Consider the following 16,445-nt stretch of genomic DNA (forward strand, 5'->3'; position numbering starts at 1 on the left):
TCTAAAGTTTGAATTGTACGATCGTCCTCTTGATCGCTCCGCTTTGCTTCCAGCGATCGCCCCTGATAAAAGCTTACTCTGCTTTCTTAAATATGCTGGACTAGACGAGTTGAGCGATCGCGCGATCGACTTGAACCAACCCATATCCACTCGCGTTATCAAACCCAACATCAAAGCCTGGAGTGATTGGATCATCCATATCCAGAGCCGTCTGTTCTAAGACTTGATTAATTTGTGCTGGACTTAAGGAGCGATTTGCTTGGAGCATCAAAGCTGCCACTGCTGCAAGATGAGGAGCCGCTGCCGACGTGCCTCGAAAGTTGGGAAAAAGGTCAGCATCCTCCACAATATCTGTGCCAAAAAATGTCGTATTGGTGTCGTCAGGCCCAACAAACCTCGGCTGTCGGCGAAACTCAGGTCTAGAGAGACGATCGCCCTTCTGATCAAACAAAATCGGAGTACCCCCCGCCGAAGAAAAGTTTTGTAATCTTGCAGGGTTTACACCGTAGGCAGGCGTGTTAAAGTAAGCGGCGGCTCCGACTGCTGCAACGCCTCTGGCATTTCCGTTACCATAGATCGTTGAACTGTTGGTGTTGTAGTCGTTGATTGTGAAGGTATTGGCGGCATCATTCACCACATACTTCATCAAACCAGGAGCAGCCCCCGATCGCTTGGCAATCAACAGATTGAACTGATCCGAGCCAAACGAGCCATCATTGCGGAATGTCAGCGCCTCGATCGGGTCTCCTCCCACATTTGATAGTCTGCTACTAGCTAGTACTTTTTGTTTTGCATTGTCAAGCAGGTAGATATCAAGGTCATTGGTAGAACGACCGAGTGGCGAATCCCATTGAAATGACAGATCAAAAGAATCGTTCTTCGCCAGCGTAATGCTCTGATAGAAATCGACCCCACTTCCTGGATCAAAGTCATGAACTTCTCCATAGCCTGCAAAGAACTCAGCCGACCTGAAAGCACTTTGATAGCTGTCACGAGCATTGTTCCTCGCAGCCGCAAAGTAAGGAATGCCCTGTTTGACAACCTCCTCGATCGCCTGAGCCACAATCCCATCCTGGAACATTGGTTCAGCCAAAGTTATGTCATCTACAATGATTTGCGCTCCCTGGGCTGCTAGTGCCCGAATGCCATCCGCGAAGACTTTTTGACTAGCCACCCCAGTGTGGAACATCAAACTTGCACCGGGAGCAACATCATGAATGAGTTGCATCATGGCTCTACCTTCGTCTGTCACACGCGAAATCTCACTGCTCAAATCATCTGCCAGCACAGTCACCCTTGTAGGCAAGTCACCACTCGCAATATCTCCGACTGCCCCACCTAGCCTGTTAAAATTGTTCGACAACACTCCAATTTTGATACCTGTGCCATCTACTCCAAAGCGACTTCTGGCAACATCGGCTTGCATGGCTCGATCGCCCTGACTAGTCACTAATCCAAAATTCCCCAAAGTAAGAAAAGCGGCATTGCTGAGGGTACTTGCAGAGATGTTGTTTAAGGTTGCTAGTAGTCCGCTTGTCTGAGTGCTGATCAGCGTATTGTTGGCATTGTTTCCTGTCCCCTGAGTGATGATTAACTGATCAAACGTTAAGCCTCCCGCTAATCCAATACGATCGCGCTCACTGAGTTTGAAGTCTATAATGGTGTCTTCCCCTTTGTTAGGCTCTAGCACAAAGATATCGCGACCACTGCCGCCCACTAGAGCGTCTCGCCCCAATCCTCCCCAGAGGGTATCGTTGCCCACATCGCCCCAGAGCAGGTCGTTGCCCGCGTCGCCGCGCAAAACGTCATCGCCACCTAGTCCATAAATAATGTCACTTCCGCCTTGACCATTGATGGTGTCATTGAAGCGATCGAACCCTGCGATACGGTTATCCAGATCATTGAGAAAAGTCACCCGGCTTGATTGCTGACCTTCGAGAATTTGGCTGCGCTGCCAGTTTGCATCAAAGAGATCAAAGCTATCCTGAATGGTACTATCACCCTCAAATAGAATGTTGCCCAAGAGCGCCGAGCCAACAGGTAGATTATCTAGATTTTCTAGCTGAAAGTTCTTTAGAGTCACCTGAGTATTTGAAACTCGCTCAAATGAAACTATCAGATCTTTACCCTGTTGAGTCAAAACCATGTTCTTTGCAGTCAGTCCCGCTCCCTCAAACTTCAGGGTATCCAGGTTAGCAATGATTGCGTCTGTCTGCTTGCCTCTCGCTCCAATCCCACCGAAGTTGTCGATCGTTGTGTTTCCATTGCCACGGGGAATTTTGAAAAGTTTCCGACCGCCAGACCCATCAAAATCAGCACTGTTAGTTGCTTGTGAACTGCTCTGAGAAGCGACCGCACGCTGTAAACTAGATTGAAGAGGAGATTGTTCAAGTAAAGAAAGGTTGCTATCTACAAGATCAGTAGATAAGGTGCTACTTGCAAAATTACGGTTCATAGATACTGCTCCAGAATTTATTTGCTGAAACTGGTTGCCACGGCTGCACTTCTAAATACTTGTGACGCGATCAGACCGTGAGTTCTTGAGTGGTTCTTACTTGAGATTGTAAGCAAACCAGGCTAGAGTTCCATGCGTTTGATCCACAGATTCAATGAGTCAAAAAGTGCAGGGTTGATTGCGGAAAAGTGCAAAAAGCTTTGTCGATCGCCCCTTCCAACAACCTAATTCGCTTCTCCGATCAGCGTAAATGCTGCCCAATTTTTGGGTTTGGGATGGGTTTTCATTGTCGTTAACATTGCTTGCCGAAGTGCTTGCGCTTTATCTGGGTTCTTCTCAAGGTTTTGATAAAATGCCTGCATCAATTCGGCGGTCGGTGCATCGGGAACTGCCCACAGGGAGACGATCACACTGGGTACACCTGCTGAAATGAGCGATCGCGACAAGCCAATCACGCCATCCCCCGTAATTCTGCCTTCTCCAGTGTTGCAGGCACTCAAAACAACTAGGTTAGCTTGCAGTCTCATGTCTAGGATTTCTTCTGCGGTTAGCCAGCCATTGTCTTTGCCAGAAGGAGCCAAGGCGATCGCACTACCCAACCCCCTTACATCATCCAGTAGTCCATGTGTCGCGAGGTGAATGATTGAGGCTTGGGGCATTTTTTGGACGATCGCTGCTTTGGTTGCTTGTGCGCCAATAATCGGTTGAGTGGTGAGGAGGGAAGCGATCGCTTTTGCTTCGATTTCGGCTCCGGGTAGGGGTGACAATCGTTGTTTGGGCGCTCCAGGATAGACAGACACACTCGGCATGGTGGGATTGCCCAATACGAGAGCTTTCCTGTTGTTAGATTGCTGAGTAACTAACCTTTGTTGTTGTTGTCGGGTTAGTGCTAGTACTTGAATCGAGGGGGCAGTGCGAATCGTGTGTTTTCGGATTAAGTAAGTCCCGTTACTATCTTGGAGGGCGGGAAAGGGGACTTGAAAGAGTAAGCCTTGCGGAATGAAAATGACGTGGGCGTTGGGGTCTTTGGGGAGGAGAGTGGCGATCGGCTCTATCAGCAATTGATGTAGTGTAGGTAAATTGGGTTGGGAATGGGTAGAGAAAGCGCTGCGACTCCGAACCGCAAAAAATTCTTGATTGCCAACGATCAGGTCAGCTAGAGAAATTTTGTGTTGTTGCCAGAGAGGTTTTAGATCAACTTGACGGAAGGTGATTTCACCCGTGGGTTGAATCACCCAAATATAAAGCGCTGATTCTCGCCATGCGTCTTTGCTCTCAATTTGAAAATTATCATAGATAATCGAGTACTGAACTAAGGCAGCGTTTTGTGCTTTCGCGATTTGACGAATTTGGGATTGGTTGGGAGCAGTCGCGATCGCTCTGTTGCCAGAACTAGGAGATAATCGCTGGGTCAGAAGATCGACAAAAGCACGGGCACGCCCCCGCTCGGCAATTTCTAACGCGGCGCTCGGTTGATTCTGTGCGACTCGGACTTGTTGTAGAGTTCGATAAGTGCGGGCTTGTCCTTCAAAAAGCAGGACTTTATTAGTATCGTTAGCGTCGAATGTCTGCCGCATTGATTCCCAAACTTGAATGCCATTCAGGAGCATTTTTTCAGCTTCGGGTAAATTGTCAACTTCTAGCAAAGCCGCTCCGAGGTTGTTGAGCGCCATACCCTCTCCTTGACGATCGTGAATTTCCCGTGCAAGCGCTAAACTTTGTTGCATATACTCGATTGTCTTGGTGTAGTTGCCTGAGGAAAAGTAAGCATCTCCCAGACTCCTCAGTGCTATCGCTTCACCTTGACGATCTTGAATTTCGCGGGCGATCGCTAACCACTGCTGTGTATACTGAATCACCTGAGCGTATTTGCCTAAACCTTTATAAGCAACTCCTAAATTGCCCAATGCTCTGCTTTCAGTTCGACGGTTTTTAAGTTCGCGGGCGATCGCTAAGCTTTGCTGTAGGTATTCAATTGCTTGGCTATATCTACCTGCAAACGAGTAAAGGACTCCCACATGACTCAATGCTGCCCCTTCACCTTCGCGGTCTTGAAGTTTCTGTGCGATCTTCAATCCTTGCTGTGCATACTCAAATGCTCGGTCATAGTCGCCAATATACGTATAAGCAATGCTCAAATTACCCAATACGACACCTTCTTTGTGACGGTCTTTCCTTTCCCGCACAATTGCCAAACCCTGCTGTGTATACTCAATCGCTTTAGCATAGTTGCCTAGCAGGCGGTATGTGATACCTAGATGAAGCAGTGCGTTGGCTTCATTTTCTGGGTCTTGTGTTTCCCGTGCGATCGCTAACGCCTGCTGTGTGTACTCAATTGATTGGTCATAGTTGCTTAATTCAAGATGAACCAGTCCCAAATAACCCAGTGTGGCGAGTTCATCTCGACGGCTCCTGATAGCGCGATAGATTGCTAGTGCCTGATTGTAAGACTGAATTGCTGCTTGATACTGATGGGATTGCTGCTGCTGTCTGCCTCGATCGTACAGTTGATTGGCTTCTACCCTTTGAGAATCGATCGTTTGAGCGATCGCTAAACGTGGGGCGTGGGGAGGAATGTAAAAGGCAGCAGACAACAGGCAAAAGGCGAGGGGAAAGAGGAAGCGCAGGTGCTTCGCAGTTGCCAAGGGCAATCGCACCTGACGATCGTTGGATTTGAGCAGCTTTAATAAGGGATTCATCAAATTTTAGAGTTTGGGGCGAAGGAATCAGCGAGGTTGTGGTTTTTGATCGCGCTGCTCCACAGATACTGCAAGGGTTGCTTCAATTTGTTTGAGGCGATCGCTCTCCTCTCACTCGCAGCTCACCGTTGATTTGATTGGTATAGCAGCCTGACAGAATCTCTTAGGAGGATATTAATCGTTACGATTCCCAAGATGGTTCCCAAGGGAATGGAAATGCATTGAAGACAAGCGATCGTAAAGCTAAATCCATAGCCTTTTCGTCTTGCCAAACATCGTCCTGAAGCAATCGTCAACAAAGAATAGGTGAGTCCAACAAACAGAAGAGTAAGTCCGTAACTCAAAAGAAGACCTCCGGACAAAAAAGGTACAGCGTGGCGAACCTGTGAATCATACAGGGAGATAAAGCGCCAAGTCTGGAAAAAGAATGAAAGCGACACAATTGTTAGAGATAGATGAATGCCTCCCAATACATAGTTAAAAAGCGATAGCAAAGACAAGTATTGGCGATCGGTGTTATTCATTAATTTTATTTCTTGCAACGCTGTAAAGGTGTTGTTCTGTTATCTAAAGAATGGAGCAGCTAGGAACTATAGTAGATGACCATTGATCAAATTAATGACGCTTGCGATCTCGTTTATTCTCTTCATCATAAGTTCGACGACATTCTGCATCTTTATCGCCAGACGAAGAAGCCATCGTTTCGTCGCGCGTGATTGCTTTGGTTTGGCGCTGAATCGTCGCCGTGAATGAACCCGATTCAATCACGCTGTTAGCACGTTTGATTTCATAGGAGAAATCGTTTTTACCTTCTCAAACAGCGAGATATCTGCCACTATGAGCAACTCCAACATTGACTTTGAATCCTTCAGATGTGGGTGCTTTGTCATACTCTCGATCGGTATAGGGAGATGGATTCTGGTCGATGCCCGGTGTGATATTTCGGATGACAACACGCAAACCTGGAGCAGGCATCGTTTTTGAGATAAAGACAGCGCGACTTGCTGGTTCGTCGGTGTAGTTGCGGGTGTAGGTCTGAGGCTTAGATAAGTAGACTGGCCCGTGACACTGGCCCGAATCAACTTGGTAAGTTGCTGTAACCCTTAGAGAATAGAGTACCCCCACGTTTAATCCTGGAGAGTCTCTAAATTTAAGTCCGGTTTGAGTGGGCTGTGCATTAATAGAATTAGCAGTGAAAGTGTTTAACAGTAGCAATCCAATAATCTGAAACCCCCAAGCTTTGGCTTTGTAGAATTGCATTGATTTCGTCCCTTGCAGGTTAGCGATCGTTTCACTTGTTGATGAACCTTTTAAGTCTATGTTGAGCGTTTTGTAAATTAGACTTCTGCATGTCCGGCAATTGATGTTAGCTTCGCAAGTGCTTTTGGTCACGTGGTTATCAGAACAAAGCACAGGGAGGTGAACTAACCGACAAAATTGCTTCTTTACCTTTAAGTAAGTGGAGATAAGTAAGTGGAGAAACGGGAGTGGCTCTTAATGGCTCTTAATCAAGATGGTAAGCAAATTATGTTGAGTATTCACGCAGCACACCCGCAAATCTGATGAATGAGAGAGTGCAATATCGATTGCGGGAAGATGCAACTTGATTCACCAATCGCAGTTTCTACAACGCTACTCCGCTTCTCCTATCAATGTGAAGGCTGCCCAATCTCGCGGCTGGGGATGGGTTTTCATCGTCGTTAACATTGCCTGCCGGAGTGCCTGGGCTTTATCTGGGTTCTTTTGCAAGTTTTGGTAAAACGACTGCATTAGTTCCGCAGTGGGGGCATCGGGAACTGACCACAAGGAAACAATCACACTGGGCACCCCGGCTGAGATAAAGGCACGCGATAGCCCAATGATGCCGTCCCCTGTGGTTCTTCCTTGTGCAGTGTTGCAGGCACTCAAAACAACCAGGTTCGCTTTTAGTCTCATGTCCAAGATTTCTTCTGCGCTCAATAAGCCATTATCTTTGCCAGAGGGAGCTAGAGCGATTGCACTTTCTAATCCCCTTACATCATCCAGTAGCCCATGTGTCGCGAAGTGAATGATTGAGGCTTGAGGCATTTTTGCAACGATCGCTGCTTTTGTGCCTTGAGCACCGAGGATGGCTTGGGTGTTGAGGAGGGGAGCGATCGCTTTCGCTTCAATTTCGGCTCCGGGTAAGGGAGATAATGATCGCTCAGGTGCTCCGGGCGCAGGAGAAACACTGGGCATGGTCGGATTGCCCAACACTATGGCTCTACCTGGTTTTTGATTGCTTAATTTCTGTCGCTGTTGTCGGGTGAGTGCCAGCACTTGAATGGAAGGAGCCGTGAGAATCGTATGTTTTTGAATCAGGTAGTTTCCTTGATCATCTTGCAGGGCGGGGAAGGGTACTTGAAACAGCGCACCCTGGGGAATGAAGATGACGTGATCGGTCGGGTTTTTGGGGAGGAGCGGAGCGATCGGCTCAATGAGTAATTGATGTAGCGTGGGTAGATTAGCTTGAGGTCTAGTAGAGTTAGAACCACGACTGCGGACAGCGAGAAACTCTTGCTTCTCAATGGTTAGTTTAGCTAAAGAGTTGTTGTGCCGTTGCCATAAGGGTTTAAGGTCAACTTGTCGGAAAGTGATATCGCCTGTCGGTTGAATCACCCAGATATAGAGCGCAGATTCTCGTGTTGATGGCTTTCCTTGAATCTTGATGGTCTCATAGATGATGGAGTACTGCACTAGAGTCGCGTTCTGCATTTTGGCGATCTGCCTGATTTGGCTTTGGGTAGGAGCCGCGGCAAGGGTCAAGCCACCAGAGGACACATTGCTAGAACCTGTCGATAAGCGCTGTGCTAGGAGTTCGACAAAGGCGCGTCCCCGCCCACGTTCAGCAATTTCTAGCGCAGGAGTGATTTTGTTTTGCCGAATCAACACTTCTTGGAGCGCGCGATAACTCGTAGCCTGTTGCTCAAAAATAGAGATCTTGTTGTTATCGTTGTTGCCCAGATCGCCCCGGATCGATTCCCTCACTTGGATAGCAGAGAGCAACGCCTTCTCAGCAGAGGGCAGATTCCCAAGTTTCAAGAAAGAGTCGCCGAGGCTGTTGAGAACATAGCCCTCAAGTCGCCGATCTTTTATTTTGTGGGCGATCGCTAAACTTTGCTGATGGTATTCAATCGCTTTTGCATAGTCACCCAGAAAGTAGTAAACAGTTCCCAGAGCGGTTAGTGTGGTACTCTCACTCCGCCGGTTTTTGACTTTGCGGGCGATCACTAAACCTTGCTGAAGGTACTCAATGCTTCTAGAATAGTTGCCCAGCATAGAGTAAGCATTTCCCAGACTGCCCAGCGCGATGCCCTCATCTCGTCGGTTTTTAATTTCGCGGGTGATCGCTAACCATTGCTGACGGTATTCAATCGCTTTGGTATAGTTGCCTAGCATAGAGTAAGTACTTCCCAGATTGCCCAGCGCGATGCCCTCACTTCGACGGTTTTTGACTTCGCGTGTGATTACTAACCATTGCTGATAATGCTCAATCGCTTTGGAATAGTCGCCTAGTAAACTGTAAGTATTTGCCAGAATGCCTAATGCGTCGCCCTCACCTCGACGGTCTTTAATTTCCCTTGCGATCGCTAACCTTTTTTGAGCGTATTCAATCGCTTTGGAGTAGTTAGCTAGAGAATTGTAAGCAACTCCCAAATTGCTTAGTGCATTGCCCTCACTTTCACGATCGTTGAATTCGCGGGCGATTGCTAAACTTTGTTGAGCATACTCAATCACTTTGTCAGGGTTGTCTAGAGAACGGTAAGCAGTGCCCAACCTGTCCAAGTTAAAGCCCTGACCTTGCCGACTTCTGAGTTTACGTGTGATCGCTAACCATTGCCGATAGGTCTCAACGGCTTTGAAATAGTTGTTTGAAGGACGGTAATGAGTTCTCAAATCTTCCAGTATCTTGCCCGCAACTTGCTGGTCTTTGAGTTCGTCCGCAATCGCTAACCGTTGCTGAGAATACTCAATAGCGTTGGTATGATCGCCTAGAGATCTGTAAGCATTTCTCAAATTGCCCAGTGCTCTACCCTCACCTTGTCGGTCTTTGATTTCCCGTGCGATCGCTAACCGTTGCTGAGAATACTCAATCGCTTTGGCATAATTGCCTATTAGATTGTAAGCAGTTCCCAAATTGTCCAGTGCTCTCCCCTCACCTTGGCGGTCTTTGATTTCGCGTGCGATCGCTAAACTTTGCTGATAGTACTCGATGGCTTTGGTATAGTTACCTAAAGAATAGTAAGCAGATCCCAGATTGACTAGTGCTTTGCCCTCACCTTGCTGATTTTTAATTGCACGATACATCTGAAGGGCCTGTTGCCAAGAGATGATTGCTGCCTCAAATTGACTAGTCTGATACTGTTGAACTCCCTGATTGAGCAGTCGATCGGTCTCGGTTTTGCGGACATCAGTGATTTGGGCAACCGCAGGAAGAGGGGCGTAGGAAGAAATGAAAAATGAAGCATGAGAAATGAAGAACGCGAGGGGAAGGAGAAATTTCACCTTACGATTGCTAAATTTAGGTTGTTTTAGAGAGGAAAGCTTCATTGGCTTTTAGCGGTTGGAGTGAGAGAGGTTAGCGTCGTCGTTCACAATTCTGAATTTGGGTTAAGCGTTTAACGCGCGGCGAAACTCTGAAGGAACCGCGAGTACAAACATAGCACTGCTGCCCCCCCAGCGCGTTGCGTGAATCATCACGGATGGAAATCACTGCATAAGCTCCCAATCTCAATCCTATAAATCATTAGACAACGAAGCAACACCACTTCACATCAAGGCATTAGGAGACTGAATCATGTTGCACCTTACTCCCAAACCATTCATCGCTTCCCTTCTTCAACCCATTGCTCAAAAACTCGACGTAATCGAAATCCGCAGCGCTAAGACAGCTCATTTTTTCTGTCGCCTTATTCCTTCCCAATGTCCGTTTGAGCGCGATATTCACTGCTTTGGTCGGCTGCTAATTCACATTCCCCCAATGTGCAAATTGAATCCGTTTTATGAGCAACTGGTTGGGTTACGGTTCAGAGCGCTCTGCTACTTGGCGGATGTGTGCGGTGAGGATATTGCAGCATATTGTTAATTCATCTCGATCGCTCACCCAAAGAATTGAGGAACCAATCTACATCGGCAGGTGCTTAGTCATCATCAGCACTTACCCACCTGGATACTATTTCAGCACCCTCTTATCTAATCGTCCATCCTGATCGCTGCTATGACACCCACCGCCTGGATTCAAGATTGTTCTACATTAGGAGTTGGCTTGCTAGTCGATGGTCGTTCAATCTCTCCCTCGCTGTAGCCTAGATCATAAAAACTAGCAGCTTGAGGATCATGCTCTGGAGGCTGTTTTGATTTACCAGCCCAAGCATCCTCTTTCCCACGATCGAACCACTCCTGATCAGATTGTGAGGAATCATTGCTACTCATCATTCGTGTGCCCTCTAAACGTTCTGACGACACTCTAAGTCCTTGTGGAAGTTTAATGTATCGCTCTAATGGCTCAAACCTCTAACGATCAATAATTAAGGCTGCCTCAACCCTATAGAAACTGCCAACCAGCAATACTTTCCACGCGCTTACTCCCACAGACACAAACCTCTGGTTTAGAAGCGAGGTCGATAGCAGGTGAGAGCGATCGACAATCGAGTATGGCGATCGCACTGACCAACCAAACTCAAGAGAGGAGAAAGCTTTTCGCAATTTTCCCAATTACTTAAAAATGTGAAGAAAGATGCAATGAGAGAGTAATGAAAACAGTCTGAACTATTGAACAAAGCGATACCTCTTATATATTACATTTCTACAATGTATATGTCAGATTTGCGTAGTAGTGTGATATGGTAAACAAATCTGTGTGATAAGAGCGGTTCTGATAATTTTCTCTTGTCCCAATTTTTGCATCAGTGGTGAATTAGACCGACAGTGCATCGCTAGAAAATATAAGTAAGATGCCTTCTAATGATCTGACAGAGATTACGTCTACTTCATCCCATAAGGCAGATAAGTCTACATAAAGCTGTCGCAAAGCTTATTTCCCGTATTTACTTTACAGGGTGTGAACTACAAGATATTTTATTTACAAATTTTTCGTTTTTGAAATTCAAATGACTCAGGGTGTGACCAAAAGCGGGTGTAATTTTTAAGGAAAACTACCCTACTTAACGTCAGGTCGATGAACTCTTCGCTTTTAGATCCAGAAACGCCCCCTAAATCCCCCACGAGTGAGAGACTTTGAACCAGAATTCTTCTCTTAAAGTCCCCCAAAATTGGCAGCTTGGGGGGCAGCCGTGAACAATGAAGCAAAAAAACTCTCATCAAATTCACGTCTACTTGACTTGATCTGCGCGATTTGTGCGATTAAGACAAAGCAATAGAGCCATCATTCTTCCTACCTTATCCAGAGATCAGGAACTTATTCTCTTAAACATTGCAGTTCTTGTAAATCTCAGGCGTGTCGCTCAACATAAAATTTTGACCATATTTAATGGATCTGTACTGATTCCGTAGCCTTTCTAAAGAGGTTTTAGCAGAACTGCTAGGTCTTCTACAGCTTGCTAACAAATTATTTACGCAGAGAAATATGTTACTTGACGTTAGTTGCGAAAGTGAGTTTTCCCGATCCGATGGAGGTTTACCGCTTTGAAAAATACTCAAACTCTCAAAAATCTTCACCTGTCTCAGTTCAGTGGGCAACTTGTGCAGATGGATGCCAGTGGACAACAATGGATTTTTTATTTATCTCAAGGGGCAATTATCTATGCAACGGGTGGGAATCACTTAGTAAGACGGTGGAATAGAAACGTAGTCACTTACTTTCCCAAGGTGCCTAATTACAGACTAGCGTGGCACTCTGATTTGGCTAGTATTAACGCGCTAACTTTTCCAGTTGGTTGGGAGTATGCGCTGGTACAGCTATGGCTAACTCAAAAGAAAATCACCGAGCAGCAAGCCGCAAAAATGATTGACTGTACTACTGCTGAAGTGATGTTTGATGTCGCTCAAGCAGTAGATGTGGTGGATCAAGTTATACAGGACGATGCATTGTCTCAACAACGCTCTTGGACTGAGGTAGAAAGCGCGATCGCGGACGCTGAAGCACTCTGGATAGCTTGGCAAGATGCTAAACTTGTGGACTATTCTCCCAACTGGGCCCCTATCCTTAAGCAACCCAAGCAACTTCGCAAAAATAGTTCAGAACAGTTTTACCAAACCCTGGTTGTCCTCTTAAATGGACAGAACACATTGCGTGATCTCGCTGTAAAAACGCAACGTAGTGTTGTGGAGGTTACTTCTTCGCTCTTGCTTTGTTTTCAACTGGAATGGGTGGTACTCATGACGGTTGCTGACTTGCCAGGGCCATTTTTTCGACAAGGAGAGGCTGGAATACTGCCGATGTCAGTGGCTCCTGTCACAGCGATCGGGCAAGCTAAGTCAGAACCGAAAAGCAGGTCTGGTCTACGATCGCTGTCTGTGACCTCTCGAAAACCGCTGATTGCTTGTGTGGATGACAGTTTTTTAGTCCTCCAGACTTTAGAAAAGCTGCTTACCTCCGCAAACTATCAGTTTGTCGGGGTAGATAATCCCCTTAGAGCGATCGGGGTTCTATTAATTCGCAAGCCAGATTTAATCTTTTTGGACTTGGTAATGCCCCAAATCAACGGATATGAAATTTGTGAACAATTACGCAAGACTTCCGGTTTTTGCGATACACCTATTGTAATTTTGACTAGCAGCAGCAGTGCTGTTAACCGTCTTCAGTCAAATTTTGCTGGAGCATCAGACTTTCTCAGTAAACCACTGGATACCTTTGCAGTGCTAAGTATAGTTCGCAAGTACTTGTAATAGAGCACAACGAGCTTCACCCACTCCATTAGGGTTTTATCGATCAGTCCTTTATCGCTTGCACGAGTGAAACTATGAGTACTGTCCTAGTTGTTGAAGATTCTTTGACGGATATGCAGATTTTCATCCATTGCTTACAGCAGGGTGGGATCAATGTCCTGGTTGCCCAAAGTGGGGAAGAAGCGATCGCTGCCGTCAATCGGCAAAGGCCTGACGTGGTTGTTCTTGATGTGGTATTACCAGGGTGCAGTGGATTTGAAGTCTGTCGTGAACTCAAATCAAAAGCTGATACCAGCAATATTCCCATTGTTATCTGCTCTACTAAAGGAGGAGAGATGGATAGATTTTGGGGGATGAAGCAAGGAGCAGATGCCTATTTGGCGAAGCCGATTGATCAAGAAGAGTTTGTACGTACCGTTAAACAGATGATTAAAAGTTCAGTCTAAAAGCAAATCAATGTCTGACGCTTTATCTATTTTTGATTCGATGTCACCCTCTGCATTGATGCAGGATTCTACACTTGCGGACTCCTCAGAACGTAAGGAACAATTTTTGCGGCTTGATATTGTGCCTGAGACAACAGCCCTTTTGCCTATTCAGCAGATCGCTGAGGTGTTGAGCATTCCGATCGCCCAGATTATTCCGATTCCTCATATGCCTGCTTGGGTGATGGGGGTTCACAATTGGCGGGGCGAGATTCTCTGGATGGTTGACTTAGGGCACCTGTGCGGACTCACACCCTGGTATCAGCAAGCAACTTATCCCTCAGTCTATGAAGTGGTTGTGTTACAGATTCACACGGGTAAAGGAACCTTTCCTCATCCTAAAGGGCAGACTCTAGGGCTAGTGGTCGATCGAATAGACGACAGTGAATGGTGTACCCCAGGGGTCATTCAGTCTTTGCCAAAATCCACTGTCAATTCTGAGTTTGAGCGATTTTTGCACGGGTTTTGGTGGAAGTCCAATGATGATATGTTAGCCGTTCTTAATGGAGAAGCGATTATGAGAGCAATGCCCAAACAGCAGGTGTAGTAGCAATTAGAGCCAGAAATATAGCTATCCCATTTGAGTGGTGAGGATTCGGTGGTTAGTAAGCCACCACTCAGATAGGATTGCTATCTAACAATTACAAGTTGGAAGGGCAAAATGTTGCGTTGAGAGCAGCAGCAACTTGCATGAACACCTGGCTTACCGGAGACTCAGGGGACGCGATCGTAATCGGTTGACCCTGATCACCCCCCGCGCAGATCTGCGAATCAATGGGAACTTGACCCAGCAACGTTGCGTTGAGTTCTGCTGCTAACTGCTGCCCTCCGCCGCTACCAAAGATGGAAGTAGGCTTGCCGCAATGCTCACAGATCAGATAGCTCATATTCTCGACAATGCCAAGAACTGGTATTCCTACTTGTCGAAACAGATGAATACTTCGCCGCACATCTGATACGGCAACCTGCTGAGGGGTCGTCACGAGAATCACGCCGCAAATTGGGCTTTCTTGTACGATCGTAATCTGGGCATCTCCAGTTCCGGGAGGCAGGTCAATTAGCAAATAATCTAAGTCTCCCCAGACGACTTCGTGAATGAATTGAGTCACGATTTTATGAAGGACAGGGCCGCGCCAAGCAAGCGGATGGTCAGGTTCAGCGAGTAAGCCCACTGAGATGACTTTGATGCCGTGAGCTTCTAATGGCAAAAATCTCTGACCCTCTGGCGTGTCTACGATCGCAACGTCTGTCTGTCCCAAGCCGAGCATCTGAGGCACATTCGGGCCGTAGACATCCGCATCTAGTAATCCGACCCTGGCACCCTGTAAGCTGAGAGCAGCCGCTAAGTTAACCGCAGTGGTTGATTTTCCTACGCCACCTTTTCCACTAGAAATTGCCAGCGTGGTTCTTACGCCAGGAATTGTACAGAGTTGGATGTAGGTTTTCTTACACCACAGTAAAGCAGATAAACTCGACTGTACCTGGTCTTTTAAGGAATGCTGATGCTTTCCAATGTAGAGGCGCAGATAGATGTAGTCGTCTACAACCCTCAGATTTCGCACCATTCCTAAGCTGACGACATCGCTGTTTAGAATGGGTTCAAGAACTTGCTTGAGACATCGAACAACTTCTTGTTGACGAGCTTCAGTCAAGGGATCAGGGTCGCTCGGCTCAGAGGATGCGTTGGACTGTTGGAAAGGTGACGAATGACTAGGCATTGGAAGCCTCTTGCCTCGATTCCTGGATTTTCTGGATAGCTCGTTGTGAGTAGATACACACATCTCTATCCGGGTCATCCAAGGCTTGCTGGAGCGCATTTAAGGCAGCCTTGTTGTTCAAAACGCCCAGCGCGATCGCGGCATCCCGCCGAACATCGGAAGACTCATCGGCTAAGGCTTTGATCAAGGCAGGCAAGGTGCGATCGTCGGGTATTTTTTGCAAAGCTTGCAGCGTGAATTTTCTGACTTGCCAATGTTCATCCGACAATGCCGACTCTAAAGCAGGCACCGCTGCTGCATCCGCATGGAGTGCCAGTGATTTTGCAGCATTCCGTCGCACTTGCCAGTCTGAGTCAGATGTTAAGGCTTGACAGAGGGTTGGAACCACTTCAGAATCTGCCAGGTGTCCTAATGTGAGTGCAGCAGCACAGCGAACTGCATTGATTGGATCAGACATTAAAGCGATCGCAGGTTGACAGCGGGCTACCTGGTTGAGGTATCGGAGCGTCGTAACAGCGGCCTCTCGCAGTTCAGCATTTTCAGATTCAAAGAAAGGCAGAACAGACGGCAACGATTGAGCATCATGAATCTTTCTCAACAGAATTAGAAGACTCAATTGCAGGGTTGCATTGTCCCGGTGCAAGGCATCTAGCAACAGCATTAAGTGATCCGTTGAAATAAGTTCACCGAGTGCTGATAAGGCTTCTTCGCGGATTTCTGCATCACTAGAAACAAGGCACTCTACCAGGGCTGGAACCGCTTTGGGATTTGCAAGCTCCCACAAAGCAGTCACGGCTAACTTTTGCACCCCAAAGTTTTCATCCTGAAGTGCAGTAATCAGCGGCTCTAAGGCCTCTTCATCGCCCAAATGCTGAAGCGTTTTGACCGCCACTAACCGATCGCTGACTTCTGGCGATCGCAGCATTTCTAACCACGGGTCAAGTTCAGAATTCATCAATGCTTGCACTCCTCTACCGCAACAAGAATGGGATTTTTACCGTGATGGCGTTTGTCGGACATTCTTTCTCGCAGGGCAAACAGAACCAGCATTCGTCGTATTTCATGTAGGCTTTGCCCGTTTCGGGGTTTTTTACCAACACGTCTAAGGGACAGACTTCAATGCAGGCAGTGCATTTTTCTAAGCATTTGGATTCATCAACAATCACCGGAACATCCACACGCTGCATTGCTAAAGCCATAATTCTTTGATCCTTTTGATTCA

Annotated in this window: 13 protein-coding genes; 4 read left to right on the plus strand and 9 right to left on the minus strand. The window is 46.9% G+C overall.

The features are described from left to right. Positions 1-100: 100 nt before the first annotated feature. From ACKFKH_RS19165 to ACKFKH_RS19185, 5 genes are all read right to left on the minus strand, one after another. Complete coding sequence (locus ACKFKH_RS19165; protein WP_446859935.1) at positions 101-2,455, minus strand: S8 family serine peptidase; 2,355 nt, start codon at positions 2,453-2,455, stop codon at positions 101-103. A gap of 224 nt (positions 2,456-2,679) precedes the next feature. After that, positions 2,680-5,154 (minus strand): CHAT domain-containing protein, encoded by a 2,475-nt coding sequence (locus ACKFKH_RS19170; RefSeq protein ID WP_446859936.1) that lies wholly within the window; start codon positions 5,152-5,154, stop codon positions 2,680-2,682. A 615-nt stretch (positions 5,155-5,769) separates the two neighbouring features. Beyond that, positions 5,770-5,922 carry a hypothetical protein gene (locus tag ACKFKH_RS19175; protein WP_446859937.1) on the minus strand — a complete coding sequence of 51 codons (153 nt, stop codon included), beginning with the start codon at positions 5,920-5,922 and terminating at the stop codon, positions 5,770-5,772. Positions 5,923-5,967: 45 nt separating this feature from the next. After that, positions 5,968-6,414: a hypothetical protein gene (locus ACKFKH_RS19180; RefSeq protein ID WP_446859938.1), complete on the minus strand. Its 447-nt coding sequence runs from the start codon at positions 6,412-6,414 to the stop codon at positions 5,968-5,970. A gap of 372 nt (positions 6,415-6,786) precedes the next feature. Beyond that, positions 6,787-9,723, minus strand: a complete 2,937-nt coding sequence (locus tag ACKFKH_RS19185; RefSeq protein WP_446859939.1) for a CHAT domain-containing tetratricopeptide repeat protein — start codon at positions 9,721-9,723, stop codon at positions 6,787-6,789. Between the two features lie 247 nt (positions 9,724-9,970). Between ACKFKH_RS19185 and ACKFKH_RS19190 the strand changes: the two genes are divergently transcribed. Continuing rightward, the gene (locus ACKFKH_RS19190) at positions 9,971-10,258 is read left to right on the plus strand and encodes a Mo-dependent nitrogenase C-terminal domain-containing protein (RefSeq protein WP_446859940.1); all 288 of its coding nucleotides are present in this window, start codon (positions 9,971-9,973) and stop codon (positions 10,256-10,258) included. Positions 10,259-10,410: 152 nt separating this feature from the next. Here the strand turns inward: ACKFKH_RS19190 and ACKFKH_RS19195 are convergent, their stop codons facing one another. Then, complete coding sequence (locus tag ACKFKH_RS19195) at positions 10,411-10,608, minus strand: hypothetical protein (protein ID WP_446859941.1); 198 nt, start codon at positions 10,606-10,608, stop codon at positions 10,411-10,413. A gap of 1,209 nt (positions 10,609-11,817) precedes the next feature. On the opposite strand from ACKFKH_RS19195, the gene ACKFKH_RS19200 reads away from it, so the two are divergent. The 3 genes from ACKFKH_RS19200 (at position 11,818) to ACKFKH_RS19210 (ending at position 14,052) form a co-directional block, all read left to right on the plus strand. Next, positions 11,818-13,020: a response regulator gene (locus ACKFKH_RS19200; protein WP_446859942.1), complete on the plus strand. Its 1,203-nt coding sequence runs from the start codon at positions 11,818-11,820 to the stop codon at positions 13,018-13,020. Positions 13,021-13,094: 74 nt separating this feature from the next. Next, positions 13,095-13,466 carry a response regulator transcription factor gene (locus ACKFKH_RS19205; protein WP_446859943.1) on the plus strand — a complete coding sequence of 124 codons (372 nt, stop codon included), beginning with the start codon at positions 13,095-13,097 and terminating at the stop codon, positions 13,464-13,466. A 10-nt stretch (positions 13,467-13,476) separates the two neighbouring features. Further along, on the plus strand, positions 13,477-14,052 hold the full coding sequence (locus ACKFKH_RS19210; protein WP_446859944.1) for a chemotaxis protein CheW: 576 nt from the start codon (positions 13,477-13,479) through the stop codon (positions 14,050-14,052). Between the two features lie 94 nt (positions 14,053-14,146). Here ACKFKH_RS19210 and ACKFKH_RS19215 read toward each other — a convergent pair whose 3' ends face one another. From ACKFKH_RS19215 to ACKFKH_RS19225, 3 genes are read right to left on the minus strand one after another with little or no spacing between them, the layout of a single operon-like run. Continuing rightward, positions 14,147-15,223 (minus strand): Mrp/NBP35 family ATP-binding protein, encoded by a 1,077-nt coding sequence (locus tag ACKFKH_RS19215; RefSeq protein WP_446859945.1) that lies wholly within the window; start codon positions 15,221-15,223, stop codon positions 14,147-14,149. Then, positions 15,216-16,178, minus strand: a complete 963-nt coding sequence (locus tag ACKFKH_RS19220; protein ID WP_446859946.1) for a HEAT repeat domain-containing protein — start codon at positions 16,176-16,178, stop codon at positions 15,216-15,218. Before ACKFKH_RS19220 ends, ACKFKH_RS19215 begins: the two co-directional genes overlap by 8 nt. Positions 16,179-16,194: 16 nt before the next feature. Then, the gene (locus ACKFKH_RS19225) at positions 16,195-16,422 is read right to left on the minus strand and encodes a 4Fe-4S dicluster domain-containing protein (RefSeq protein ID WP_446859947.1); all 228 of its coding nucleotides are present in this window, start codon (positions 16,420-16,422) and stop codon (positions 16,195-16,197) included. Positions 16,423-16,445: the final 23 nt, after the last annotated feature.

Source organism: Phormidesmis sp. 146-20, assembly GCF_052939475.1.

What these genes read in the sequence shown, in the direction of transcription:
- ACKFKH_RS19205 (WP_446859943.1), top strand. Translation starts at nt 13,095, where the DNA reads ATGAGTACTGTCCTAGTTGTTGAAGATTCTTTGACGGATATGCAGATT.
- ACKFKH_RS19190 (WP_446859940.1), top strand. Translation starts at nt 9,971, where the DNA reads ATGTTGCACCTTACTCCCAAACCATTCATCGCTTCCCTTCTTCAACCC.
- ACKFKH_RS19210 (WP_446859944.1), top strand. Translation starts at nt 13,477, where the DNA reads ATGTCTGACGCTTTATCTATTTTTGATTCGATGTCACCCTCTGCATTG.
- ACKFKH_RS19180 (WP_446859938.1), bottom strand. Translation starts at nt 6,414, where the DNA reads ATGCAATTCTACAAAGCCAAAGCTTGGGGGTTTCAGATTATTGGATTG.
- ACKFKH_RS19195 (WP_446859941.1), bottom strand. Translation starts at nt 10,608, where the DNA reads ATGATGAGTAGCAATGATTCCTCACAATCTGATCAGGAGTGGTTCGAT.
- ACKFKH_RS19185 (WP_446859939.1), bottom strand. Translation starts at nt 9,723, where the DNA reads ATGAAGCTTTCCTCTCTAAAACAACCTAAATTTAGCAATCGTAAGGTG.
- ACKFKH_RS19215 (WP_446859945.1), bottom strand. Translation starts at nt 15,223, where the DNA reads ATGCCTAGTCATTCGTCACCTTTCCAACAGTCCAACGCATCCTCTGAG.
- ACKFKH_RS19220 (WP_446859946.1), bottom strand. Translation starts at nt 16,178, where the DNA reads ATGAATTCTGAACTTGACCCGTGGTTAGAAATGCTGCGATCGCCAGAA.
- ACKFKH_RS19165 (WP_446859935.1), bottom strand. Translation starts at nt 2,455, where the DNA reads ATGAACCGTAATTTTGCAAGTAGCACCTTATCTACTGATCTTGTAGAT.
- ACKFKH_RS19170 (WP_446859936.1), bottom strand. Translation starts at nt 5,154, where the DNA reads ATGAATCCCTTATTAAAGCTGCTCAAATCCAACGATCGTCAGGTGCGA.
- ACKFKH_RS19225 (WP_446859947.1), bottom strand. Translation starts at nt 16,422, where the DNA reads ATGGCTTTAGCAATGCAGCGTGTGGATGTTCCGGTGATTGTTGATGAA.